Raw genomic sequence first — 25,318 nt, 5'->3', positions numbered from 1 at the left:
GCGGGCACCGGCGGACGTTCACGGACGCACCAGGTGCCGCCCCACGATCTCCTTCATGATCTCGGTCGTGCCGCCGTAGACCGTGGTCACCCGGGCGTCCGCGTAGGCCCGGGCGATCGGGTACTCGCGCATGTAGCCGTATCCGCCGTGCAGTTGCAGGCAGCGGTCGATGACGCGCTTTTGCAGTTCCGTGGCCCACCACTTCGCCTTGGCCGCGTCGACGGCGCTCAGCGTCCCCTCGTTCACGGCGAGGACGCAGCGCTCCAGATACGCGCGGGTGACATCGATCTCCGTCGACAGCTCGGCGAGTGTGAACCGCGTGTTCTGGAAGTCGGCCACAGGGCGGCCGAAGGCCCGGCGCTCCTTGGTGTAGGTGAGCGTCCACTCCAGTGCGGCCTCGGCGGCGGCCAGGCCGTAGTAGGCGATGAACAGACGCTCCTTGGGCAGCCGTTCCATCAGGTGCCGCAGGCCGGCGCCCTCGGTGCCCAGGAGGCTGTCGTGCGGCAGGCGCACGTCGTCGAAGAAGAGTTCCGAGACGTCCTCACCGCGCTGACCGAGCTTGTCCAGGCGACGGCCCTGTGTGAAACCGGGCGTCCCCTTCTCCAGCAGGAACAGGCTGAACTCCGCCTCGCCGGTGCGTGCGAAGGTCACCACGAGGTCGGCCTGGGCGCCGCTGGTGATGAAGGTCTTGCTGCCGTTGAGAATCCAGCCGTCGTCCGTGCGCACGGCTGTGGTCCTGATGCCGCGCAGGTCGCTGCCGGTCTCGGGTTCGGTCATGGCGATGGCGGTGCGCAGTTCGCCCGTGCACAGGCCGGGCAGCCAGTCCTGTTTCTGCCGGTCGGTGCCGAGGTCGGTCAGATACGGGCCTATGAGATCGTCGAAGCCGCCCAGCGCGACGTTGACCGCGGCCGCGCCGGCCCGGGCGAGTTCTTCCATGAGCACGCAGCGGAAGCGGTAGTCGTCGGTGCCTCCGCCGCCGTACTCCTCGGGCACCGCGAGCCCGAGCAGGCCGAGGCGGCCCGCCTTGCTCTGCAACTTCGGTTCGATGAGGCCGGCCCGTTCCCACTGTTCCACGTACGGGGCTATCTCACGGTCGACGAAGTCGCGAACCATGGAGCGGAACGCCTCGTGGTCATCGGTGAAAAAGGAGGAGCGCATGGCATCACCTCGGAGCGAGAAGTAGGGGCACGGCAGCGTGTGCCTCGTCGCCGGTGGCACACGTCTTGCGCCAGGCCGAGGCCCCGGTGGGCGCGGGGGCCTGGAAGTCGGCCCGGCGATTGCTGGAGACTATGCCGCCGCGGGACCTGGCGGCGGGCCGGAGCGCCCCGAAGTGCGCAATGCTCAGCCGGGATGAAGAGTTGGGGGCATCGCCTGCGTGCGGCAAGGCCCGCCCCCCTCCCCCGACGATCAGGATCCGGCGCGCAGGTGCTCGGTGAACCAGTCGCGTGCCGCCCGCGACGTCAGCAGGAATTCCTCGCCCTCGTAGGCGTCGAAGTGCCCGCCCGGGATGAGTTCCAGCTTCTTGGGGTGGGCGGCCGTCTCGTACGCGGCCGTGGCACCCGCGCCCGGCGTGGTCCCGTCGTGCGGAGCCACGATCATGAGCAGCGGCGTCGGGGCGATGAGCGGCAGATACCTGCCGGGTTCGAAGCCGCCGATGAGTTCCGCCGAGGTGACGGTGACCTCGTTGCGCCACGTCGACGCCTCACCCGACCCCGTCCGGCTGAACCAGTCCCAGGCGTCGGGTGTGGGCAGTGCGGACGGCACGTCCGGATCCTTGGCGACCACCGGGATCATGGTGGGCGGCGCGCCGGCCGCGCGGGCCAGGCGCTCGGCGGTGAAGAAGGCGTGCTGCCCGGCGGTGCCGGCGGCCTGCGAACCGCTGATCATCGGCACCTGGCCGACCACGGCGCGCACCCGCCGGTCGACGGCGGCGGCGACGAACGCGTTGCCCCCGCCGAGGCTGGAGCCCCACAGCCCGATCCGGTCCGGGTCGACGTCGTCGCGGCTCTGGACGTAGGTGATCGCGTGCTGGATGCAGCGGATCTGCTGCCAGGGGTCGATCTCCTGGCGCGGGGAGCCCGACAGCGACTCGCTCGCGCCCAGCCCCGGATGGTCGTAGGCGAGTGCGCTGAGTCCCGCCTCCTGGAACGTTTCGGCGTACCGGTCGAGTCCCATTTCCTTGACGGCCGAAAAACCGTGCTGGAGCACCACGCACGGGGCTGTGCGGTCGGACCCGGCAGCGGGGTAGAACCAGCCTCGCAACGTCGCGCCCTGCGCTGCGAATTCCACGTCCTCGCGCATCGTCAGCCCTCCGCCTCTCGTCTCTCAGGTGCCTCGATCCTTTCCTCCGTGACGCGAGGCCGCCTGCCTCTGCGTGCCAGGTGCCGGCCACTGAGCGACAACCGAGGAGTCCGAGGGGTGGGCGCGGGCCGCCGAGCAGAGCGAACCCGCGGGGCGGCTCCGGCAGTCACAGCGACCGGCCGGGCAGGGACAGGGGCAGGGAGCAACCATGAGCGGTTGCTCCCTGCCCCGCGGTCATCCGTCGGTGCCCCGGCGTCTATGTCACCTTGATGGTCACCGTCGTGTCGGCGTACATGGGAGGTGCGAACTGGTCACGGATCTGGGCCTGCACCGTGTAGGTCGTACCGACGCTGGTGCTGGGGAAGCTTCCCGTGACGTGGGCGCCCTTGACGCTGACGGAGGCGGGGAGTGCCGGCTGGGACGTGGTGCTGGTGTTGATGAGGTTTCCCTGGAAGATGGAGCCTCCGCCGGAGAAGATCGCGAGGTCGAGGTCCTCCCCGTGCTGGACGGTGAACTCCTTCGTCTCGGCGGGCCGTGGCCGGTGGCAGTGGGCGTCGGATGCCGCGGCCCCCTGCAGGATGAGCGGCGTCCCTGACAGGATCCCGTCGGCGACTGCTATCGCAGCCCACGCGCCCTTGCTCAATCCCTTGTGTTCGAGCTTGTAGCGGAGCCCCTGAAGCATTCGGGGCAATGGGTCCATCACTGCTTCTGCCACTCCCATCGCCCACAACGGCTCCGGCAGTACCTCGTCATCACGGGAGGTGACCGCGCCGCCGACGCCGCAGACGAAGATGCACACCCCTCCGGCGAACTGGAAGATCCAGCCGGGGAAGATGCTCTTCGCGGCCTCGGCCTCGTCGTCGTCGTAGCCGAGGTTCTTGAGCACGGAGGTGACCTTCCCGAGCGACTTGGCCTTCATCGAGGCGACCGCCGCGATCGTGTCGAGGAGCAGGAACAGCCCCCTGAAGACAGTCGCGGAGTACCCCCAGCCGTCCCAGTCCTTCTTCGGTGCGCTCACGCTGGGAAACCCCAGCGCGAAAGCCCAGGCATTGCCGAGGAGTTCAAGGGTGTTCAGGACTCCGCGAGCTGTTTCCTTGGCCCCGAATTCGGGGATGAAGTCCGTCGGTCCCTTGAGGAGATCCGTCATCCCCACGACGAGCCCGAGCATGACGCCGGCCGGGATGGCGCTGCACTGGAACTCCACCAGTCGCATGTTCTCGTCCGGGTCGTCCGCGGGCTGGGGGCCCGTGGCCGGGTTGTCGAAGTCCGGGATGGGAATCTTGACGAACTCGCCGCCCGGGAAGGGACGGTTGTCCACGCCGTTGATGAGCTTGTACAGCGTGGTCACGAAGAATCCCATGATGAGGCTGGCCAGGCCGAGGAGGCTGGGCTTCTCGCGTTTGTCCTTGTCGACGTTGGCTCCGGCTTGCACCCAGTCGTAGAGGGTGGCGACGAAGCCCAGGTTGTCCAGTGGCGCGAGGAGGAACTCGGCGACCTGGTCGACGGCTTTGCCCAGGAAGTCCAGGAACATTTTGACGAGCTTGCCCGCCGCCACGAGCAGGTCGTCGACGGTCTTCTGCACCGCCCGCAGCAGGTTCACGATATTGGCGCTGCTCGTGGTGCCTGCGTCGGTGGGGTCCAGGAAGTCGAGCAGAGCGCTTCCCAGGTTGCCGAGGTCGGACACGAGAGTGGCCCAGGCCGGGTCTTCGAGGAGGTCCTTCAGGAAGTTCTCGAAGTCCTCGACCAGGGTGTTGCTGTCGCTCACGTGGAGGATGTCCCCGAGGGAGGCCGGAAGATCGCTGGCGCCGAGCGCCTTGTTCTGCATCCAGTTGGCCTGCGGGCTCTTGAGATCGCCCTGTGCGACCGCACCCCCGGATTCCGTCGGGATGTCACCGACCTTGTTGGGGAAGTCACCGACACGGGTGTCGCTGTACCGGTCGCACATGGCGTCGAAGTACTGCTTGCACACGGGGCGTTGGTCCAGGAACCACTGTTCGGAGCGATCCCCTACGCCGCTGATCAGCGTTTTGATCAGCGGCAGTGCCGTGCCCGTGAGGCACGACTGGATGGCCTTCTTCGTGTCCCAGATGTCCGCCATGTCGAACAGCGACTTGAGCCAGTCGATCACGCGCATGATGGCGTCGGCGATCATCTGGAAGACGGCCTCGACGGCTGCGATCGCCTGCTCGATGGCCTCGATGATCATCTCGCCGAGGGAGACGACGGCATCGCCGATCCAGATGGCTATCTCGACCACGGTGGAGACGATGACCTCGGCGACCCTCGTGGCACCGGTCTTGATGCCTTCCCACACGTCGGACGCCCAACTGGTGAAGTCGTCCCACCAGCCCCCGTAAGCCGGGTGGCCGCTGCGGTAGGAGCGGTAGGCGTCGACTTCCTCCTGGGTCCGGAAGGCCTGGAAGGCGGGCCGGTCCTCGTCCCAGAGCTGGATGACGTACCCGACGACGGGCTCCGCGCTCTCCCCGTCGAAGGTGAGCTTGAGCTCCTCGCTGCCGGCCGCCTGGGTGTACATGTTCCGGCAGTGGTCCACCACTGTCTGCGGGGTGAGACCGCGCTCCTCCAGAGCGGCCCAGTCCGCGAGTTCCTCGACCTGCAGCTTCATGTCGTTCGGCGTGACCTGAGCCTCCTTGAGGAGGCCGGCGGAGAACTTCCCCTTCTGGGACGGCAGGGTGCTGTCCCCGGCGAGGAAGGAGTTCGCCTGGGACGCGAAGTCGATCGCGGCACCCTGCTCCAGGCCGTCGGCCTTGAGATGGACGACGGGTGGGTTCAGGCCCCGTGCGGCGATGGAGACGACGAGCTTGCCGGACGGGTCGGTGGTGACGGCGATGGTGCGGCCCGGACCCACCTGGTAGGACACCTCGTCGATCTGGACCTCCACCAGCGAGTCGGCGGAGACGCTCACCCGGTGCCCGTTCATGGGCCGGCCCATCGTGGAGAGCAGTGTCGCCTCGGCGACGTAGTGGGAGACGACGAAGGGGTCGGCGTGGGTGCGGGGCGGGATCCGCACCTTGTCCGTCTGCCACTGTGACGTCGTGACGTCCTGAGTGCACACGCAGTACGCCTCGGCGGGGTTCATCCCGCTCATCTTGATCAGCTCGGACGGCTTGTAGTCGGGGTACGGGTCGAGCTGGAAGTCGATGATGTCGGCGTGCAGTCCGACCGTGACGAATGTCGCGGCTCCCGGCGGTGCCTGATAGACGGGTGCCATCTTGCCGCCGCGCTGCCCCATCACGGAGACCTTGCCCGCGCCGGGGCGATAGGCGACCAGGTATTCCAGGCTGCCGGTGCCGCTGTAGTCGTACGCGGTCACCGTGTCCGCCGAGGAGGCGAAGTCGTATCCGCCGATGCCGTAGCGGTTCCAGATGTCGCGCGTGTACTGCGTCGGCGCGTTCCGGTCGCGTTTGAGGATCCACACGGTCTGATCGCCGTACTTCGGCACGTCGCCCGGGCGGTAGGCGAAGATGTGGTCGTTCTTTCCGAGGCCCGTGAAGTCGAACGGTACGAGACGGTCGTTGGGGCGGATGAGGTCGTAGCCGCCGAGGCCGTGGGTGTCGCTCTGCACTTCGGCGAAGAACGTGCCGTTCTTGTCGGTGCCGAGGATGTAGGCCTTTCCCGTGCCGGGGCGGTAGGCCAGCAGATGGGTGTTGCTGCCGGAGCTGTTGTAGTCGAGGCCGACGATGATGTCGGCGGGGTTGTCCAGGCTGAATCCGCCCAGGCCCGTGGTGGAGGTCACCTCGGGGTGGAACGTCCCGTCCTTTTGGGGTGCCAGCACCCAGGCCGTGCCCGTGCCCGGCCGGTACGCCAGGAGATGGTCGTTCTTCCCCGAGCCGGTGTAGTCGAACGGCACGAGCCGGTCGGCCGCGCTGGCCAGGTCGTACTTCCGCCCTGGTTCCCCGATTCCGCCGGTGCCCGCGGAGAGCACCGAGGTGAAACCGGCGGCGCCCACCTGCTTCTTGAAGATGGCGAACTTGCCCGCTCCCGGCCGGTAGGCGAGAAGATGTCGGGGACTTCCCGCCCCCGTGTAGTCGTACGCCACGACCTGGTCCGCGGGGGAGGCGAAGTCGTATCCGGGGAGACCCGATTCCGAGTGGAAGTCGCGGTCGAACCCGCCGGGTGTCGCACCCCGTCCGACGACCCATACGACCCGCGCGCCGGGGCGGTAGGCGAGCAGATGATCGGCCTTGCCACTGCTCGTGTAGTCGAACGCCACCAGGCGGTCCAGGGAATTGAGCAGATCGTAGCCGCCGATCCCGGACGGTGCGGAGGTCACCTTCGCCGATGTCCACGCCGGCTGGACCACCTGTGCCCGGTCCGGGCCCGTGCCCCGGTCGATGGTCTGCCATGTGGCCTGATGCAGGACCTGCAGGTTGCCGGCGGTGCCGCCCTGGTCCGAGGACGAGCCGAACACGTGCAGGAGCCCGTCGGCGTCCTGCCACGCCCGGGCACGGGCGGCGGGGTCGAACCCGGTGCCCACCACGGGATCCATCATGAGGTGGTGACCGGGGGCCATGTACGACCCCGTCACCAGGTACTGGCCGTCGAGATAGGCGAAGCCCACGTCTCCCTGCGGATTGTCCTGGTTGAGGTTCGGAACGTAGTAGCTTCCGCAGAACTGGTCGACGGTCCGGCTGACCTCGAACGGGCCTTGGAATTGACCCGCGGATTCCTCGTACCGCAGTAGCTGCTTCCCGTTGAGGAAGTAGTACACGTACACGTTCTTCTGGCCGGTCGCGGGATAGTAGGGCAGGAATCCGCCGCCGACGATCGGGAAGCCGGGGGCGAACAGGTTGGTGAAGTGCTCGACCCAGGCCGGCCCGCTCCCGTTGAATGTCGGGAGCTTCGGGAGCAGCACGAAGAACGCACCGCCGCCGTGCGCTTCGATCGTCGATCCGAGCACCAGCGGCCCGCTGTTGGGCGAGTAGGACACGCACAGGGAACGGGCATACAGGCTCTGCAGGTTGAACTCGATCCTGTGCTCCCACGAACACCGAGTCGTGCCGGCCGTTCCGCCGTCCAGTGTGAGCACCATCGCGAAGGGTCTGTCCGAGCCGTCCCTCGCCGAGCAGATCGCCCACACCTCCCCGGAGGGGTGCACGGCGATCACCACTTCGGCGGCCAACGGCGCCCCGTTGACGTCCTGTTGCTCCCAGCCCGTCCCGGACGACTCCGTACGCTGCAGGTACGTCAGCTTTCCCTCGGGAGTGATGACCAGTGCCTCTTCGCGTCCCTCCTTGAAGGGGTTCGCGAACAGGGCTTCCTGGTTGATTCCGTCGCCGGCGGCGACACCGATCGCACGGACAGCGTCCTGCATCATCTGTGTCGTCACGGAGAACGACCCGGGTGTGATCGGAGGGGCGGGGATTTCGTCTCCGGCTGCGGGGAAACGGCGAAAAGTCTCGATGCCCATGGAAAACTCCAGCGAAATACACGCATAGAACTCGGCGAATGAACCAGCGAAGGGGAGTTTCGCGGCAAGGCGATAACTCGCGGCGCGGCATGCGGAATTGACGAGAACACGGCCGCTCAGACAGTGAGCCAAGCGGCCACACCGTCACGTTACGCCGACTCAAGAAGCTGTCAACTGCATGGTGTAAAAAAATCGGCGACTTACTTATTGTGAAGCTGAACGGAATGCTTATGAAGCACCCATTCCGTATCACCGCACAGCGCGTGCAGCGCAACTCGGCATGCACATGGAAATACGGTCAACATCCCCGCGTTCCACCGGAGTTGAATTGTGGGCCGCATTCCCGCAACGGCAACTGCCGGACGTGATGCAGGAGTTCACGGGATCGGCCCAGCCGGGGCAGTCCGGCGCCGTCGCTGTCGCTGCCGCCGTCGCTGTCGCTGTCGCAGAGCCCGATCGGCGGACCCCTGGGTCGTTTCCGACGTGCAGCTCGACACGCTGCTGTGGCGACGGCGGGCTTCGCCGCAGCGTAGGGCCGGCTCCCGCGCGCCCCGACGGCGGGCTTCGCCGCAGCGTAGGGCCGGCTCCCGCGCGCCCGCCGCAATGGGTGTCGCGGTCAGCTCCGGGGGCGGGCCCCGGGTCCCGGGGTGATGGTGACCTCGCCCGGGGAGAGTGCGGCATGGTTCCCGCGGCACTCGACCACGACGTGCACCGGGGCGCCGCAGTCACGGTGCCGGATGTCCAGGACCGGGCCCTCGGGGTTGGCCGCGTGAGTCTCGCCCCACTGTCGCAGGGCGATCAGGATCGGCCACAGATCGTGGCCCTTCCGGCTCAGGCGGTACTCGTTCCGTGTCCGGCTGCCTCGTTCCCGGTACGGGGCGGTCTCCATGATTCCCGCGGCGACCAGTTTGCGCAGCCGGTCGGCGAGGACCGCTTCCGAGACGCCCAGATGCCGTCGGAAGTCCTCGAAGCGGCGGACACCGGTCAGGGCGTCGCGCACGATCAGCAGCGTCCATTTCTCGCCGACCAGGTCGAGGGTGCGCTGGACGGTGCAATTGTCCGTGCCTATCTCCAGCCACTGCATGCGGTCATCGTAGTGAGCGCCGCCGGCCGGAACTCCGCAGCTTCCCTTTCCTCCTTGAACGATCCGGCCGACTGTAATTTTCCACAACCTCCGCAGTCGGTTCTTTGGAATCCGCTCCATGGCGCTGTGATCCCGTCACAGGAATGCTCGAAACGGAGTGGAGTCGTTCGGCGGCAAGGAGATGACATGTTCGCAGGAGCCACCCCACCGGGACTGAATGCCTCGACGCTGTGTGAGGCGTTTCAGCTGACGGCTCGAACGTGCGCCGACGAACTCGCTCTGGGTACCCCTGACGGGTCCGTGCAGCTGACCTGGCGGGACTATGCGCAGCGGGTGCGTGACACAGCGGGCGGGCTGTCAGCCCTCGGAGTCGGACACTCGGACTGCGTGGCGCTGATGCTTGCCAACCGGCCGGAATTCCACATCCTCGACATGGCTTCCGTTCACCTGGGTGCGGTGCCGTTCTCGGTCTACAACACACTGCCGGTCGACGAGATCGCCGTACTCCTTCACAATTCCGGGGCCAGGGTGGTGGTGATGGAGGCACAGTTCCTGGACCAGGTGCTGACGGCACGCCAGGGTACGGCCGTGAAGTCCGTGGTGGTGATTGACCGGCCGACTTCGGCGGACGTCATGTCCTTGGCCGACCTGGAGGCACTCGGAGCGCCGGAGTTCGACTTCGATGCGGCGTGGCGGGCCGTGCGGCCCGATGACGTGCTCACCTTGATCTACACGTCGGGTACGACCGGGCAGCGCAAGGGCGCCGAGATCACCCACGCGAACATGGTCTTCGCGCTGCAGGGCATCTGCGAGACCCTCGCCATGCCTCGGGGCGGGCGCAGCACCTCGTACCTGCCGTCCGCACACATCGCGGATCGCGGATGGTTCCACTACCTGCCCGCCGTCACGGGGTCGGCCACGACCAGCGTGGCGGACGCCCGGCAGATCATGGACGTGGTGGCTCAGGTGCGGCCGACCTACTGGGGAGGGGTGCCGCGGGTATGGGAGAAGCTGCGGACGGCCCTGCAGGCACAGGGCATCGACGACCCGGCCGCGCTGACCGGCGAGCAGCGCTCGGCCGTGCTGCGGCGTCTCGGTCTGGACGCGTGCCGCCTCGCCGTGGTCGGCGCGGCCCCCATGCCGGTACAGACGCTGGAGTACTTCCTCGGTCTGGGGATCGAGATCTGTGAAGTGTGGGGCATGTCGGAGAACGCGGGACTGGGCACGGTCAACCCGCTGGGGGCCTTCGAGGCGGGCACGGTGGGGCTGCCCCTGCCCGGTACCGAAATACGTCTGCTCGACGACGGGGAACTGCTTTTCCGGGGGCCCACGGTGATGCGCGGATATCGCGGCGAACCCGGCCTCACGAATGAGGTGCTGGACCCGGAGGGCTGGTTGCACACCGGGGACCTCGCCGTGATCGACGACGCCGGCTATGTGAGGATCGTCGGCCGCAAGAAAGAGCTGATCATCAACGCGGCGGGCAAGAACATGTCGCCCGTCGCCATCGAGAGCAAAATCAAGGATGCCAGTCCGGTCATCGGCCAAGTGATCGCCGTGGGTGACGGACGGCCGTACAATGTGGCTCTGGTCGTTCTCGAGGCCGATGCCCTCGACGCTTTCTGTGCGGCTCATGGGATCGACACCTCGGTGCATGGTCCTGCGGAACATCCAGAAGTGATCGCCGAAGTGCGGCGGGCGATCGGCACCGGTAACCAAATGCTCGCCCGAGTTGAGCAGATCAAGAAATTCGAGGTGCTCCCGAGTGAGCTGACCGTCGCGAATGGAGAGCTGACCCCCACGTTGAAACTCCGCCGTAAGGTCATCCACGACAAGTACGCCGACCTCATTGAACGGCTCTACTGCGAGGAAAGGGCCGGGCCGGAGGCGGGCCACTGAACGACCGTGCCCGACCTCGGTATCCGGGCGCACGGACAGGAGCTGACCGATGCAGGAGTGGTCGCCGAAGGAACACCCCGCGACACGGACGCAGGACACCGACGTCGATGACCGGGGGGAGTTGATCGGCTACGGCTCCCAGGAGGGAACCCGCCTGGCCGCTCTGTGCGTGGAGCGCCTGCGAGCCGACAACGCCACCTATCGGTCGCTCGACCCATCGACGCTGCTGCCGGCCATCGTCACCCTCGACGACATCGTGATCGGCGCGCTCTCCGCGAACAGAGACTTCAGTGCCTCGGAGCTCGCCGAGATCGAAACGCACGGCCGGCAGCGCGCCGGCATGGGTGTGCCGATCGATGATCTGCTGCACGGCTGGCGGGTGTGCGCCCAGACCTTCGTCGAGGAGATCGCCCGATACGGACATGCCCAAGCCGTCGCCGAACCGGTGCTGCTGCAACTGGTCATGGACCTGCACACCACCTGCAACGCGGCCATGGTCGTCAGCGCCCAGGGCCATCGGGACGCCGAGCTGGAGAACGTGGGCAGTGAGTACGAGCGGCGCTCGGAATTCGTGCGGGGCGTCCTGCACTCCACTCTCGGCATCGGCGACATCCGATTGCGCGCGCAGATGTACGGATTCGAACTCGGGCGTCGCTTCCATGCGATACGTGCCCGGGTCTGCTCTTCGGGGGAGTCCGTGACGGAGCTGGAGGGCAGACTCGGCCTTGCGGGTGGCGGGCGGAGCGGACTGGTCAGCGTCATCGACGGAGACCTCGCAGGTTTCGTCGACACTCCCCCCGACCGGCTGGACGACGGCTACGTGGGCCTCGGCCCGGCGGTCCCGTTCGACGATCTGGCTCACTCGTTCCGCAGGGCCACCAGGGCACTGACGACCGCTGTCGCTTTCGGAATGCCCGGCATCCACGACATGGCGAGCCTCGGAGTCCTGCCGGCGGTGATGTCGGACCAGGAGGTGGGCGAGGAACTCGCCCTGCGTTACCTGGCCCCCCTGGCCGCTCTTTCCGACGACGTGGCGGACAACCTCCTCACGACGGTGAAGTACTACCTGGCGCACGGCCAACGCATCGAGCCCGCAGCCCGAGAGCTCCTCATCCACCCCAACACGCTGCGCTACCGCATCAGGCGGTACCAAGAACTGACCGGGTGTGACCTCCGCGAAGCCGGCACCGCGCTCGAGGTCTGGTGGGCCGTACAAGTCACCCGCATCGATGGTCCCGGGCCCTCACGCACAAGGTCGTAGCACAGCCGGCACCACGCACCGTGTACCCCCGTCACCCCTGCAACTGCGAGTCGTTGAGGTGACGTCGGCCGCCGACGTGAGGCGCTGGGTGTGGTGCGGCCTCGATCACCCGGACCGTGGGGTCCGCGGTCCGATCAGCTCGTCACCACTTGCCTGGCGCGGGTGTTCGCGGCCCAGGGGAGGGAGCTGTGCGCCATTCGGGGCCCGGGCATCAAGGACGGCGGGTGACTCTGCGCCTGTCGCGGCAGCGGCCGGGCCAGGTGAGAGCCCGGCCGCGGGCGGAACCACCGGGAGTTTGGTGGCGCCGGGTCCCCTGGGCGCACATCGGAACGGTTGTTGGCGCTGTAGCGGCCATTGGGGGCCTGATCTTCACCGGAGTAGCCACGTTCTACGGCGCGAAGGTCTCCGAGGCTCAGCTCGACCAATCCGGCGACGATGCTGAGCGCGAGAGGCGCGAGCAGGCGATGCGCGTCACCTACTGGGTTGAAGACGGTTGGGACGGCGACAACCTCCACGTCGTCAACCGCTCGCCCGACCCGGTCACGAGACTTGGGGTCGCCGTACCGGCCGCCCCGATCACCGCCACCCGTGCGAAACACCTGTACTTCCTGCTGCTGAACAACGTCCCCCCTTGCACCGAGCTTGTGTTCCCGGATGAAGACATCCAGCCCCTGTCCGGGCCATCCACTCACGTGCATCTGAACCGTATGGAGTGGGACGTCCGGTATCTACGTTTCACCGACCGTGACGGTAAGCACTGGCACCGCACGCGAGTCGGCCTGTCGGAACGACGTCGCCCTTTCGAGGGCCGGCCTGGAGACGGAGCCCTCTTCAACCTGGACTTGCCGAAGGAGAAAAGGGCGACGCCGTGCGGCGACTATGGAGGGTAGGACCTGCCGAAGCGGGTCGTCGGCGGGTCAGCCGGCCCTTTTGTGAGTGGTGGTGACACGCTGCTCGACCGCGACGGTGAGGGCCCGGTGCGCGTAGCAGGTGTTCGCCGCGGCGGTCATCAGATTGGTCGCGTCGTCCTCGGACAACTGGCCGTTCAGGAACAGGCACGTGTCCAGCGGCTTGAAGCCGGATGCCGGGAACCGGCTCAGCTGAGCGAGGCGGGGAGCGTCGACCGGGAGCCGGCGGATGGTGGCGTAGCGGCACAGCTGGGTGTGGAAGCAGAAGGCCGTGCCGATGGCGAAGTACACGAGCGGGTCGGGAGCCGCCTGGTTGGCCGGGTCACTGACCAGCGTCCAGGTGGCGGAGTTCTCCGAGAACCAGACGTGCGAGGCGACCAGCCCCGTGGCGGGGTCCAGGCCGCCGTCGGTCCGGATGCGCCAGCTCACCGTGCCGTCGTTGTCATCGCTCAGCATGACGGGCGGCTTGTCCCCCTCGGGGTGCGCGACAGGCACCGCCTCGGGGCGCGTCTCGGCCGGTTCGGGCTGCTGTGCGTGCCGGAGGAAGGGGTCGGTCAATGGCTCCGTGGACACCGGAAGGCGCACGGGTGTCGCTTTGCCGTTGGTGCTCAGGGAGAACAGGCCCTCGTGGGCGCCGCCCACGGCGGCCATGGCGGAGGACTTGCCCAGGGCGTGTTCGACCAGCCTGTTCACGGTCGCGTCGTCCTGATCACATGTCAGGTCGACGTCACAGGTCATGTGGTGGACCTGCGCGACGGCCTCTCCCTTGGCGAACGACCCTTGGACGCCGAAACCCTGCGTGACGGTCACGGCGAGATCGTCGAGTACCACGCCGGCCTCACGGGCTGCTTCGGCGATCCGGGCCGTGATGTCCGCGTGCAGGCCGCCCACCCAGTACGCGAGCGGTGCCGGTGCCATGTTGGCACCGTTCAAGTAGGCGCCTTCATCGCATACCAGGCGCCAGGTCCGGTCGCTGCGGACGTCTCGGGCGAGGCCCTCCTTCTGGAATCCGCCCAGGCCCATCACTTCGATGTGGTAGGCCACTTCCCCGTCGCGAGGGGAACCCTCGCCACCGCTCTGGGCCACGAAGGTCAGGGGGTGAGGTGACTGATGAAGCGGAGTGGTCATGGTTGTCCTTCCTCCTCCGGCACGCGGCTGGCGTCGTCCGTGTCCAGTCGTGCCACGAGTGCGATGTTCACGCGTCGGTGCGTGCCGGCTTCACGTTCAGCCGTGATTCAAGGCGTCGGCGACGGTGGGAGCGCCGAGTCGCGCGGCCCCTACGCGGGAGGGACCATCTGGGCGGCGAGCGACTGCCATCCCTCGCGCGGTGTTCCCGGCAGCTCCCGGCCCGTCTCGCCCACTCGCTTGAGGATGTTCTCGGCGCTGGTGTCGGCGGCACCGAGCAGATGGGGGAGGTCCACGCCGACGAGCGCCCCGTCGCGCTTGACGAACCGGCCGTCGATCAGGACGTGCCGCACGTCCTCGGGGCCGGTCTGGAAGACGACGGTCCCGGCCGGGTCGAGCTGCGGGTGCTGGGAGGTTCCCGGGCCTCCGATGACGACGATGTCGGCGCTCATGCCGGCCCGGAGCGCGCCGATGCGGTCCGCCTGCCCGATGGCGTCGGCCGCGTTCGTCGTAGTCCACTGCAGTGCCGCCTCGGCGCTGAGCTTCACCTGCTCGGGATTGACGCCGCGCAGATTCATCTCCTCCGTCTCGGCCCAGCGGTGAAAGCCCAGGCCCACCCGTAGCTGCGTGAAGAGGTCCCCGCTGTTGAAAGAGGCGATGTCGCAGGACAGGGTCGGCTTGATCCCGTGTCGCTCCGCAGCGGCGAAGACGGGCCGGCCCATTCCCATGTTGAGCTCGGTCTCCGGCGAGATGGACACCTTGGCCCCGTGCTCCGCGAGGAGCTGCCAGTCGTTGTCGCTGAGCGAGTTGCAGTGCACATGGACCTGGTCCGGGCCGAGCAGGCCCGCCTCGGCCAGCTCGGCGATCCCGGTGGGCACCCCCCACACCGATCCGGTGTGGGTGACCATCAGGGCGTCGTGTTCGCGGGCCGCGAGAATCTCCGCTCGGACCGTCTCGAAGGGGATCGTCTCCTGCTCGGTGAGCGCCACCCCGAGGGTCAGCAGACCGTCCCGGCCGCTGAACCAGGTGCCGGCGACTCTGGACAGGTCGGCCAACCGCTCGTCATGCGTGGTGAAGTGGGGCGGGGCCGCGCGGTTGGACTCGTAGAACCCGTACCCGAACACGGCCCGGACGCCGGCGTCCCGCAGACCTGTGATCGCCCCGTCCGCGTGCTCGGGGGTGTTGGTGCAGTGGGAGAAGTCCAGCAACGTGGTCACGCCGGAATTGATGGCGTCCAGTGAGCCGAGCAGGTTGCCGAGGTACATGTCCTCGGCGGTGTAGGCGTTGGCCACGGCCAGCCGGACACCGAAGATGTAGTCGATGAGCGTCCAGTCGGCGCACAGCGACCGCAGCAGCGTCTGCCAGGTGTGCCGGTGGGTGTCGATCATTCCGGGCATCACGATGTGGCCGCTGACGTCGATGATCTCGGCGTCGGCCTCGATGTGAGGGGCGACCTTCTCGATGAGGCCGTTCTCGATCAGGACGTCCGCGCAGGGCAGAGTGCCGTGCCGCGGATCCATGGTGATGACGGTGCCTCCGCGGAGGAGTATTCGCTGCGACGGCATGATGGAACCCACCTCGTGACGTGGCGACTCAATTCCCTGAAGAACACCACGCGACGGCCGTGGAATCATCAGCGAAATAGGTTGCGATGGGCGGACACGGGCACGGATCGTCCCGGTCAGCGGACCGGGAAGCCGAAGGTGTAGCCCTGCTTCTTCATCCAGGGCAGCAGCCGGCGCAGCGCCTCGACGGACTGGGCTCGATCGCCGCCCCCGTCGTGGAGGAGGACGGTCGGCCCGTTCGCCAGCTGTGACCTGACCGATCTGACGATGGCGTCCACGCCGGGCAGCGCCCAGTCCCGGGGGTCCACGTTCCAGCCCGGGGGCCGCATACCGTGCCGTGCGGCCAGCTTGCGGCTGTAGGCGGTGAAGGCTCCGCCCGGTGCGCGGTAGTACATCGCGGGAACGCCCCCCGAAGCATCCCGTATCGCTTCGGCGGAGTCGAGGATCTCCTTGGCCTGATGGGCAGCCGGCTTCCTGTCCATGGTGGAGTCGTGCGAATCGCCGTGGTTGCACAGCCGGTTTCCCTCGGCGACGATCCGCTTCACCAACTGCGGATGTCTGCGGGCCTGTGCGCCCACGACGCAGAACGTCGCCCTGGCCCCGTACTCCTTGAGGACATCCAGCATCCGGGGTGTGAACTCGGGATGCGGTCCGTCGTCGATGGTGATGTTCACCGCTTTGCGGCCGCTGTCGGAGGCATGGCTCAGCTCGTCACTGACGGGCTTCGGGGAACGCGCCGGACCGGGCTCGTTCCCCCGTCCCTTCCTGTCGGTGTCCTGCGTCGGCCGCGCAGGAGGGCCGGACGGGCTGCGCTCGCCGCCCTGCGCGGCACCCTTCAGCGGGGAGTTCGCGCCGGCCTCCCCCGCGTCCTGCTGGAACCGCTCGGTCCACGCCGCTGCCATCGCCATCGCGACCAGCATCGACAGCACCGCCATGGCTGCGCTTCCGCGGGTTCCCGCACGCATGGTTCACTCCTCCCGGGATTCATCACTGTGCGAACGGACGACTCGACCGGCGTTCTACGAAGGGGGTTTCGGCTTGACGACGTCCTTCGCCCGGCCCCCGGCCGCGCCGCGCCCGATGCCGCCCGGAACGGGCCGGTCCTGCCTGAGCGCCTGCCACAGCAGCCGGCTCTCCTCCGGCAGGGGCACCACCCGGTTGGGGTCGACGGCGTCCATCGCGACCGGCAGAGTGACCAGGTGCACCCGGTCCGCGGCGAGGGCCTTCAGCGCGCTCGCGAACTCGATCAGGGCACGAGTCGACGCGAGTGGCTCGTCGGTCGTGATCGACCGGGCGCTGATCCGGGCGAGGTCGTACAGCTTCTTCGGATCGGTGAACGTCCCTGCCCTCTTGATCTGGTGGAGCAGGGCGGTGAACACCGCTTGCTGCAACTCGATCCGGCCCAGGTCGCTGCCGTCTCCCACCCCTTTGCGCGTGCGGACGAGGGCCAGCGCCTGCTCACCGTTCAGTGTGTGCGTGCCGGCGGGCAGGTCGATTCGGCTGTCGGTGTCCACGATGCGTTCGGTGGTGGTCAGTTCGACCCCGCCCAGCGCGTCCACGATGTCCTTGAACCCGGAGAACTCCACTTCGATGTAGTGGTCGAGCCGGATGCCGGACAGGTGCTCGACCGTCCTGACCGCACAGGCCGGGCCCCCGACCTCGTACGCCGAGTTGAACATCGCCCGGTCCTGCGCGGCCACGGTCCTGCCGTCGCGGCCGGGGCACGGGGGTCGGAACACCAGCGTGTCCCTCGGTATCGACACGACCGTCGCGCGGGTGCGCCCTTCGTGGATGTGCACGAGCATCGCAGTGTCGGAGCGGGAGGAGCCCTCGTCCCGGCCGTACTCGGCGTTGTCGCCGGCCCTGGAGTCGGAGCCCAGGAGCAGGATGTCCAGCGAGCCGTCCTCGACGTTCCGCGGTCGCCGGGTGCCCAGTTCCCGGTCCAGATCCACGGATTTCCTGGTGCTGTCCACACTGATATAGGCGTATCCCGCCGTCACGGCCGCCGTCAGGACTACGGCGCCGCCGACGACGGCGACGAGGTACGCCGCCCTGGATCCCGCGCGACGCAACAGGCCGCGGGGCCTCCTCCCGTCCCGGCCGCGCCGGCTTCGCTCGGTCACGCAGCCTCCCCTCACTACACTCGTCGACACCGGATCTGTCGCGGCTCACTGCCGCTTGGTCGTCGAGCTCGTCGCTCGCGAACGTGGTTGCCTGCGCCGAAGACGGCGCACCGGGTGACGGCGTTGCTCACGGAAGGTGGTGGACGATCACACCTCGTGATGACCGCTGTTCAGCGGCTCCTCGGTGAGCGGTCACGTCGGCAAACGCGCACCTGGTTGAGCATTCGGCTCGTGCGCGGTCCGCTCGCCGCTCTCCCGTCGGGGCCTGACCGGCGGCCGGATCCGTTTTCGGTAGCGGCATCGGGGTGAGGACTGATCGGCCGGAACATGACCACCGCTGGATACACAACCGCACGGTTCGGTGCAGTGAGCGTGCTCGTCGGCGCCGGCACGGGCGCCTATCCGTACGCCAACTCACTGCGCGTACGGGGCGCGGACACCTCGGTGGTCGTCGATCCCTCGCTCGGCCTCCTGGGCTGCGCGCCGCCCGCGGATCTGGTGCTCATCAGTCACACGCACGAGGACCACATCGCCGGCCTGGCGGGCTACGACGTACCGGTCCTGGTCCATGAGGCCGATCTGGCGGCGCTGCGCTCCCGCGAGGTCATGGTGCGGGGGCTCGGTCTTCCGCCCGAGGCGGTCGAGGAGGTCGACGCCATGATGCGGGACACGTTCCATGTGACGGGGCGTCCGGAGGCGACGGGCTTCGAGGACGGCGCTGTCTTCGACCTCGGCGGACGCACCGTCACGGTCGTCCAGCTGCCGGGCCACACGGCCGGACACTGCGGCTTCCTGATCGAGCCGGACGGCTTCTTCTTCATCGCGGACATCGACCTGACGTCGTTCGGCCCCTACTACGGTGACGTCGGCAGCGATCTCACGGCCTTCGAGGCGTCGATGCGCCGGTGCCGGGACATCGACGCGCGCTGGTACGGCACCGCCCATCAAAAGGGCGTGATCGAGGGGGCCGCGGCGTTCGGGCGCCGCCTGGACGGCTACGCCGAGGTGATCGGACGGCGGGAGGCCGTACTGCTCGCGTTCCTCGGTGAGCCGCGGACGATCGAGGAGATCGCCGAGCACAGGCTGGTGTACCGGCCCCACGTCCAGGGGCCGGCCGTGATGCCGGTGGAGCGGCGGACGGCGCTGCGCCACGTGGAGCGGTTGATGGCCGACGGGCTGGTCACGCAGGCGGAGCAGGGACGCTATCGGGCGACGTCGGGCGCCGGGAGCCGGTGACCGGGTGCCGCCCCCGCGCGAGGCCGATTCCACCGAACGGTTGAAGCAGCGGCACCGTGCGGACGACGAGGGACGAGGGCCTCCTGAGGCAGGCTTCCCGTGCCGCCGACCGTGAACAGCGGCAGGAGCAGCAGAGAGGAACCTCCATGGCCGGGCATCTCAGCAGACGCCGCCTTCTCGCCGCGGGTTCGGGTCTCGCGCTCGGTGCCGCCGGCGCGGCACCGGCGTCCGCGGAGAGCGGCCTCGCCCGGCCCGCAGGGCACGGCGAGGGTGAGACGGTCGGTGAGGAGCGGCGTTCACTGGACGACCTGTACGAGGCGGCGGTCGCCGAGGGCGGCAGGCTGGTCGTCTACCAGGGCGGGGACGTGGACAGCCAGGCGGCCGGCGTACGGACGGCGTGGGCCGCGGCCTTCCCCGAGGTGGAGCTGACCGTGGTCGTGGACTACAGCAAGTACCACGACGTCCGGATCGACCATCAGCTCGCCACCGGCACACCGGTCCCGGATGTGGTCCAGCTCCAGACCCTGCAGGACTTCACCCGCTGGAAGCGGCAGGGCAGGCTGCTGCACTACAAGCCCGCCGGATTCGCCGAGGTCCACAAGGAGTTCAAGGACCCGGACGGGGCATGGACGGCGCTGATGGTCCTCGCCTTCAGCTTCCTGTACGACGTCCGGGCCGTCGGCGCCCACGCGCCCAGGACGCCGCAGGACCTGGTCGACCCGCGCTGGAGGAACGCCATCGCCTCCTCCTACCCGCACGACGACGACGCGGTTCTCTACCTCTTCTCCCTCTACCAGCGCGCCTACGGCTGGGACTGGGTGGCTGCCTTCGCCGCGCAGCAGCCTCGGTTCGCCCGCGGCACGCACACCCCCGGGGCCTCGGTCTCCGGCGGGCACAAGGCCATCGGGGTCGGCGGTTCGGGCAGCGCGGTGTCCGCGTCGACGACGCTGAAGTGGGTGGTCCCCGACGAGGCGCCGTTCATGGCCTGGGGGCAACGGGCCGCGATCCTCAGGCAGGCCGCCCATCCCGCGGCCGCCAAGCTGTACTTGAACTGGCAGCTCTCCGAAGCACGCCAGAAGGCGTCCTTCAACGGCTGGTCGGTCCGCGAGGACATCGTGCCGAACTCCGCTGTGAAACCCGTGTGGCAGTTCCCCAACGCTCACATCGACGGATTCCGCCGGTTCATGGAGGATCGGGCGCAGACCGAGCGGCTGAGGCAGACCTTCGCCCTGTACTTCGGCGAGGTCGAGGGCCCCCCGTCCCCCGGCTGGCCGGGCCTGCGGCCGGGGCTGTAGACCGGGGGCCGGCCGGAGGGCGGCCAGAACTCTCGCGCCGGGCGCCGAACGCTTACAAAGATGAAATGGGCGGCGTCCTAGAGTCCTGCTTCCTTGCCGAGTCCCGCTCCAGCCACCGCAGGAAGCCCCGCCGTGCCCCCCAGCCCCTCCGCCCCCGCCCGACGCCGACCGATTCCACGGGCCGGGTTCCTGTCCCGCCCCATGCTGCCGGCGTGGCAGCCGCGCCCGCCGGGCGGCCTTCGCACGATCGACGGTGGCCCTGGCGCAGGCACTCGCGTCGACGCGACGCTGCCCGTCCCCCGGCTCGTGCGGAGCAGCCCGTGACGAGCGCCGTCTCGGGTGCGCCGGTGCGGCTGCTGCTGGTGGACGACCACACCGTCGTCAGGGCCGGACTGCGCGCCCTCCTGGGCGGCGAGCCCGGGTTCGAGGTCGTGGGCGAGACCGGCGACGCCTCGGACGGCGTTCGCCTGGCGGAGCGGCTGCGGCCCGACGTCGTGCTGATGGACCTCAGGCTGCCGGGCGGCGCCGGACCCGCGAGCGACGGGGTCGACGCGACACGCCGGCTCCTGGCCGCCGTCCCCGGCACCCGAGTCGTCATGTTCACCGGCTACGGCAGTCAGAGCGACGTCCGGCGCGCGGTGGAGGCGGGCGCCACCGGGTACGTCCTCAAGGCCGGCCCGCCCGCCGAGCTGCTGCGAGCCGTACGCATCGCGGCGGCAGGCGGTATGGGGCTCGCCCCGGAAGCGGCGAAACACCTGGTGGGGCACCTGATGCGGCCCGAACCGGCCTTCACAGGACGGGAGATCGAGGTCGTGCGGCTTCTCGCGCACGGGCTCAGCAACAGGGGCATCGCGGACGCCTTGTTCCTCGCCGAGGCGACCGTCAAGTCCCATCTCATAAGGATCTACCGCAAACTGGGGTCCAGTAACCGGGCGTCCACCGTCAAGGAAGCCATACGCCTGGGCCTGGTCGAGGTCGACACCCTGCCCTGAGGAGGAAGCCGGGGTCGGCCGGTCGGCACCACCGGTCGCTCACGGCGGGCGCGCACTTGGTGAATCGCCGGTGCGGGGCCGCTCGCCGGCGTGTTTCGGTGGGCTCGCACGACGGCCGGGACTCAGGACACGCGGAGGCAGGACGGTGGCGACGAGGGTCGAACACTTCAGTCTGGAAGGGGTTCTGCCGCAGGAGCGGGAGCGGCGCTGGGAGGAACTCCTGTCCGCCACGCACTTCGCCACACGCGTGCGGCTCACGCCGCCCGGTCACGGTGGCGGACTGTTCCGGGCATCCGTGAGCCGGATCTTCGTGGACGATCTGACCCTGGTGGACACCCGGTGCGACCCCTGCTCGGGCGTACGCGGCCGTGATCTCGTCGAGAGCGCATCGGCCGGCCACGTCGTCATGACGTTCACGCACGCCGGACGGGAAACGGTCACGCAGGACGGCCTGACCGGGGAGGTGCGCCGGGGCGACGCCGTCGCGTGGGACAGCGCCAGGCCGACTCGCTTCCAGGTCTGGGAGCCTCTGGCCAAGCGCAGCCTGATGATCCCGCGGCGGGCGCTGCGCGAGGTGGGCGGACCCAGCGGACCCGTTTGCGGCATCCTGGACGGATCCGCCGCCTCCACCCGGCTGCTCGCCGGATATCTCGAACTCCTCGCGGGATCGGCGGAGGAGCTGTCTGCTGCGGCGGCGGTGTCGGCCCGCAACGCGGCACTGCATCTGGTCTCGGCCGCACTGCACGCCGGGCTCGGCAGGCCTGGCCCGGTGCCGGCCGAGGCGGCGCTCCCCTTCCCCCTGCGACGTGCGGCCGTGCTGCGGTGGATCGACCGCAACCTCACCCGCCCCGGCCTCACGCCGGCGGCGGTCGCGCGGGCACATGGCGTCTCGGTCCGCACCCTGCACCGTCTCTTCGAGGAGAGCGGGGAGACCGTCGCCGGGGTCGTCCGGACCCGCCGGCTCGCCGGCGCGCGTGCGGATCTCGCCTCGGGTGCGGAGCCCGTCTCCGTGATCGCGGCGCGCTGGGGCTTCGCCGACCCGAGCCACTTCGCCCGGGCGTTCGGCACGGCGTACGGAACCACCCCGACCCGCTACCGGGCGGGCGGCCCCGCCCGCGGGAGATGACGCCGAGCGGCCGGCACCACCGATGACGCGCGAGGACGTGGAATACGGTGCGCGGCAGCGATGTTCAGGAGCTCGCGTCGCTGAGGGCTCCGCGCTGCACATGGTCACGCAGTTCCCGACGGTTGCTGAAGCCGAACTTCAAGTAGATGTGACTGAGGTGGTATTCGACGGTCTTGGAGCTGACGAACAGCTCGTTCGCGATCTCCTTGTTCGTCAGACCGCGGCCGATGAGATGCGCGATGTCGCGTTCCCTGCCGGAGAGCGCGACCGGGTTCGCGGGCCCTGGGACGGAGGGCGTACGCGGTGTCGGAATGTCACCCGCGAGGCGTTCGAGGAAGGGCCGGGCCCGTACCTTCTCCAGGCGGTGCCGTGCCTGGTCGAGCCACTTGGCAGCGTCGGCCGTCTGCCCTTCGAGGTGCATGATCCGGCCGTGGGCGTGCTCCAGCATGGCCCTGTGCAGGAGCACCACGTCGGCCTGCGGGCCCGGTGACAGCCCCTGTTCGTAAATCGTGCGGGCCCGGGCCGTATCCCCCAGGCGCTCCGCGAGCCGGCCGGAGAGCCATGCCGCGGCGGTTCGAAGACAGGGAATGTCCCGTGCGGCGGTCGCCTGCAGGCGGGCGACGGCTGTCGCGGCCTGGTCGAGACGCCCCGCGGCGATGAGTGCCTCCGAATGCAGGGGCAGCCAGAAGACCTGGAGGTGGCGCGGCCATCCCGCTTCGGCCTGCAGGAGCGGCTCCACGGCCTGCAGCATCGCGTGCTGGTCGCCGCGGGCCTGCGCCAGGACGGCCCGGCTGATCGCCATCAGCGTGGAGTTGTGGGCGTTGCCTTCCAGGCCCGACCGGCTCTCCGCGGCGCGCAGGTGTTCCTCGGCCCGGTCCCACTCGCCTCGTCCCGCGGCGAGCCAGACGGCGGCCGAATACTCCCAGTCGTATGCGGCTGCCTTGCCGTCGCCGTTGGAGGTGATCGCGTGCGCATGGTCGACGCTGATCGGTACGTCGTCCCAGTCACCGAGCAGGTACTGGGCGGCGGCCGTCAGCCCGTACGCGAAGTCGGCAAGTGCGGGCACTCCGTGCGACCGACTCAGTCTCACGGCCAGCGCGCAGTCCTCGATGCCCGCCGTCAGCGATCCGGCGGTGATGCGGATCGCCCCCTGCACAGTCAGCAGATGAGCACCAGCCGGCTTCCCTCGGGCGGCCGACCGCACCACCTCGGGTGTCACCTGAGCCAGCTCGCGCAGCGCTGCCGGTGCTCCCTCGGCGAGGGCGAGCCCCGTGCTGAGGTTCACCAGGGCCCACGACATGTCCGGGTCGATCGCCAGGGCCTGGCGTGCCGCGCGGATCCCCTCGTCGTGGCGTCCCAGGAAATTGAGGACACCGCTCATCGCGACCTGTGCCATGAGGCCGGTCCAGGTGTCCCCCTCCTCCTCGCTCCGCGCGACCGCCTCGGCGTAGTGGGCCTCCGCCGCCGCGAGCATGCCCCGGTTCATGGCGTCCGCTCCCAGGACCAGGCAGCGCATGGCGCACGGTTCCGTCGCCCGCACGCGTGTCAGCAGTGTGGCGATCCGTGTGTACCGCTCGAAGGCGGCCAGTCTCGCGACGGCGGTGAGCAGGTGGCGTTCGCGCTGTACGCGGGTCGCCTCCAGGTCGGCCGCGTACAGCAGCAGGGTCGCCGACCGGTCGGCGTCCCCGGCCGCGAACTCCTCGTCCGCCGCCGTGACGAGTTCGGCGGCCAGCCGGAGATCGGTGGGGCCGGCCGCCCCGACCCGGTGGGCCCAGGCCGCGTGCCGGTCCACCAGGTGTTCCGCCTTCGCGTGGAGCTGCCGCAGCCGGTCCGGAGGGATCGCTTCGATCACGGCCTGCCGCTGCAGCTCGTGAGTGAGCTCCACGGGCGCCGACGGCTCGTTGGGCAGCCACCGCATCAGCCCTGCCTCCAGCGCGGCCTCAAGAGCGGCAGCCGGCGCCTTCACTCCGGCCATCTTGCCGACCAGTGCGAGCGGCATCGGCGTGCCCAGGACCGCGGCGGCCTCCGCCAGGGCCCGGGACGGCTCCGGCAGGTTCAGCAGCTGCCCGTGGATGGCCGTGGCCAGTGAGAGCGGCACGGGTAGCGCGGTGACGGGCGCTCCGGCGAGGTCCCCCTTCGGCAGTTCGGCCAGCAGCGAGGTCACATACAGCGGATTGCCCCCGGTGTGCCTGCGCATCCGCGCGGCGTTCGCCTCGCTCACCGGCTGTCCGGTGGTCCCCTCGATGAGTTCGGCGACCTGGCCGGTGGCCAGGCCCTCCAGGGGCAGTCGCACGTTGCCGCGCACGTCGGTCACCAGCCGGCGCAGCATCTCCTCCAGCTTCGGGTCCCGCTCGCGGTGCGTCGTGCGCAGGGTGAGCGCCACGAGCAACGCGTCCGCGTCGAGGCGCCGCAGGACGAATCCCCAGGCATGCAGCGAAGCCGTATCGGCCCACTGAAGGTCGTCGACCACCAGCGCGATGGGGCGGCGGGCCTGGAGCGCGCTCGTGAGCTCCAGCAACTGCCTGCCCACTTCGTACGGCGGCATCGTGGCGGGGATCGGGCCTTTGAGCAGAGGGAAATCGTCCAGCAGCGTTCCCGGCGTGGCAGAGATCAGCTGCTGAATCGGACCGAACGCGAGATCCTGCTCCGAAGGGTCACAGCGCGCCTGCAGCACGACGAAGTCCTTCATGAAGGGATCCGTCAGCCAGTGGCGCACCAATTGTGTCTTGCCGATGCCGGCCTCGCCTTCGACCAGCACCACCCGCGGCTGTCCGCCGGTGACCGCACGCGCGCAGTCCCGCAGCTGCGCGAGCTCCAGCTCCCTGCCGACGAACATCCCCTGTACTTCCATCCGTGGCTGTTCTCGCAACGGCGATGAGCATTCCGAGTGACTGCCCTGAGGTCTTCATCGTCCCACTAGTGCGGCTGATTAGGGGCAACCGTGCAGGTCGGCGCGCCATTCGACCTCGCCTTCG

General features: G+C 69.0%; 16 protein-coding genes. 7 read left to right on the top strand and 9 right to left on the bottom strand.

Going from position 1 to position 25,318, the window contains the following annotated elements:
- Positions 1-18: 18 nt before the first annotated feature.
- From PGH47_RS42975 to PGH47_RS42960, 4 genes are all read right to left on the bottom strand, one after another.
- Positions 19-1,158, bottom strand: coding sequence for an acyl-CoA dehydrogenase family protein (locus tag PGH47_RS42975; RefSeq protein WP_271668442.1), 1,140 nt, complete (start codon positions 1,156-1,158; stop codon positions 19-21).
- 249 nt (positions 1,159-1,407) lie between these two features.
- The gene (locus PGH47_RS42970; protein WP_271668441.1) at positions 1,408-2,301 is read right to left on the bottom strand and encodes an alpha/beta hydrolase; all 894 of its coding nucleotides are present in this window, start codon (positions 2,299-2,301) and stop codon (positions 1,408-1,410) included.
- A gap of 256 nt (positions 2,302-2,557) precedes the next feature.
- Positions 2,558-7,648, bottom strand: coding sequence for a hypothetical protein (locus PGH47_RS42965; protein ID WP_271668440.1), 5,091 nt, complete (start codon positions 7,646-7,648; stop codon positions 2,558-2,560).
- Positions 7,649-8,345: 697 nt separating this feature from the next.
- Positions 8,346-8,813 carry a winged helix-turn-helix transcriptional regulator gene (locus PGH47_RS42960; protein ID WP_271668439.1) on the bottom strand — a complete coding sequence of 156 codons (468 nt, stop codon included), beginning with the start codon at positions 8,811-8,813 and terminating at the stop codon, positions 8,346-8,348.
- Between the two features lie 186 nt (positions 8,814-8,999).
- On the opposite strand from PGH47_RS42960, the gene PGH47_RS42955 reads away from it, so the two are divergent.
- The 3 genes from PGH47_RS42955 to PGH47_RS42945 all read left to right on the top strand — a co-directional run bounded on the left by PGH47_RS42955 (position 9,000) and on the right by PGH47_RS42945 (position 12,863).
- A complete protein-coding gene (locus PGH47_RS42955) occupies positions 9,000-10,712 on the top strand; it encodes an AMP-dependent synthetase/ligase (RefSeq protein ID WP_271668438.1) in 1,713 nt (570 codons plus the stop codon).
- A gap of 49 nt (positions 10,713-10,761) precedes the next feature.
- Entirely contained in the window at positions 10,762-11,973 is a 1,212-nt protein-coding gene (locus PGH47_RS42950) for a PucR family transcriptional regulator (RefSeq protein ID WP_271668437.1), read from the top strand.
- 224 nt (positions 11,974-12,197) lie between these two features.
- Positions 12,198-12,863 (top strand): hypothetical protein, encoded by a 666-nt coding sequence (locus PGH47_RS42945; protein ID WP_271668436.1) that lies wholly within the window; start codon positions 12,198-12,200, stop codon positions 12,861-12,863.
- Between the two features lie 27 nt (positions 12,864-12,890).
- On the opposite strand, the gene PGH47_RS42940 is transcribed toward PGH47_RS42945, so the two are convergent.
- From PGH47_RS42940 to PGH47_RS42925, 4 genes are all read right to left on the bottom strand, one after another.
- Entirely contained in the window at positions 12,891-14,009 is a 1,119-nt protein-coding gene (locus PGH47_RS42940; protein ID WP_271668435.1) for a hypothetical protein, read from the bottom strand.
- A gap of 149 nt (positions 14,010-14,158) precedes the next feature.
- Positions 14,159-15,571, bottom strand: coding sequence for an amidohydrolase family protein (locus tag PGH47_RS42935; protein WP_271668434.1), 1,413 nt, complete (start codon positions 15,569-15,571; stop codon positions 14,159-14,161).
- A gap of 116 nt (positions 15,572-15,687) precedes the next feature.
- Complete coding sequence (locus tag PGH47_RS42930; protein ID WP_271668433.1) at positions 15,688-16,536, bottom strand: polysaccharide deacetylase family protein; 849 nt, start codon at positions 16,534-16,536, stop codon at positions 15,688-15,690.
- Positions 16,537-16,590: 54 nt separating this feature from the next.
- Entirely contained in the window at positions 16,591-17,694 is a 1,104-nt protein-coding gene (locus PGH47_RS42925; protein WP_271668432.1) for an LCP family protein, read from the bottom strand.
- 327 nt (positions 17,695-18,021) lie between these two features.
- On the opposite strand from PGH47_RS42925, the gene PGH47_RS42920 reads away from it, so the two are divergent.
- The 4 genes from PGH47_RS42920 to PGH47_RS42905 all read left to right on the top strand — a co-directional run bounded on the left by PGH47_RS42920 (position 18,022) and on the right by PGH47_RS42905 (position 22,343).
- Entirely contained in the window at positions 18,022-18,930 is a 909-nt protein-coding gene (locus tag PGH47_RS42920) for an MBL fold metallo-hydrolase (protein ID WP_271668431.1), read from the top strand.
- Positions 18,931-19,076: 146 nt separating this feature from the next.
- The gene (locus PGH47_RS42915) at positions 19,077-20,225 is read left to right on the top strand and encodes an ABC transporter substrate-binding protein (protein ID WP_271668430.1); all 1,149 of its coding nucleotides are present in this window, start codon (positions 19,077-19,079) and stop codon (positions 20,223-20,225) included.
- 320 nt (positions 20,226-20,545) lie between these two features.
- The gene (locus PGH47_RS42910; RefSeq protein WP_271668429.1) at positions 20,546-21,217 is read left to right on the top strand and encodes a response regulator; all 672 of its coding nucleotides are present in this window, start codon (positions 20,546-20,548) and stop codon (positions 21,215-21,217) included.
- A gap of 145 nt (positions 21,218-21,362) precedes the next feature.
- A complete protein-coding gene (locus PGH47_RS42905) occupies positions 21,363-22,343 on the top strand; it encodes a helix-turn-helix domain-containing protein (protein ID WP_271668428.1) in 981 nt (326 codons plus the stop codon).
- Between the two features lie 64 nt (positions 22,344-22,407).
- On the opposite strand, the gene PGH47_RS42900 is transcribed toward PGH47_RS42905, so the two are convergent.
- Entirely contained in the window at positions 22,408-25,179 is a 2,772-nt protein-coding gene (locus tag PGH47_RS42900; RefSeq protein WP_271668427.1) for a helix-turn-helix transcriptional regulator, read from the bottom strand.
- Positions 25,180-25,318 lie beyond the last annotated feature (139 nt).

It is taken from the genome of Streptomyces sp. HUAS 31 (genome assembly GCF_028198125.1).
Taxonomy (GTDB): Bacteria; Actinomycetota; Actinomycetes; order Streptomycetales; family Streptomycetaceae; genus Streptomyces; species Streptomyces chartreusis.
This window is presented reverse-complemented; position numbering and strand designations above follow the sequence as displayed.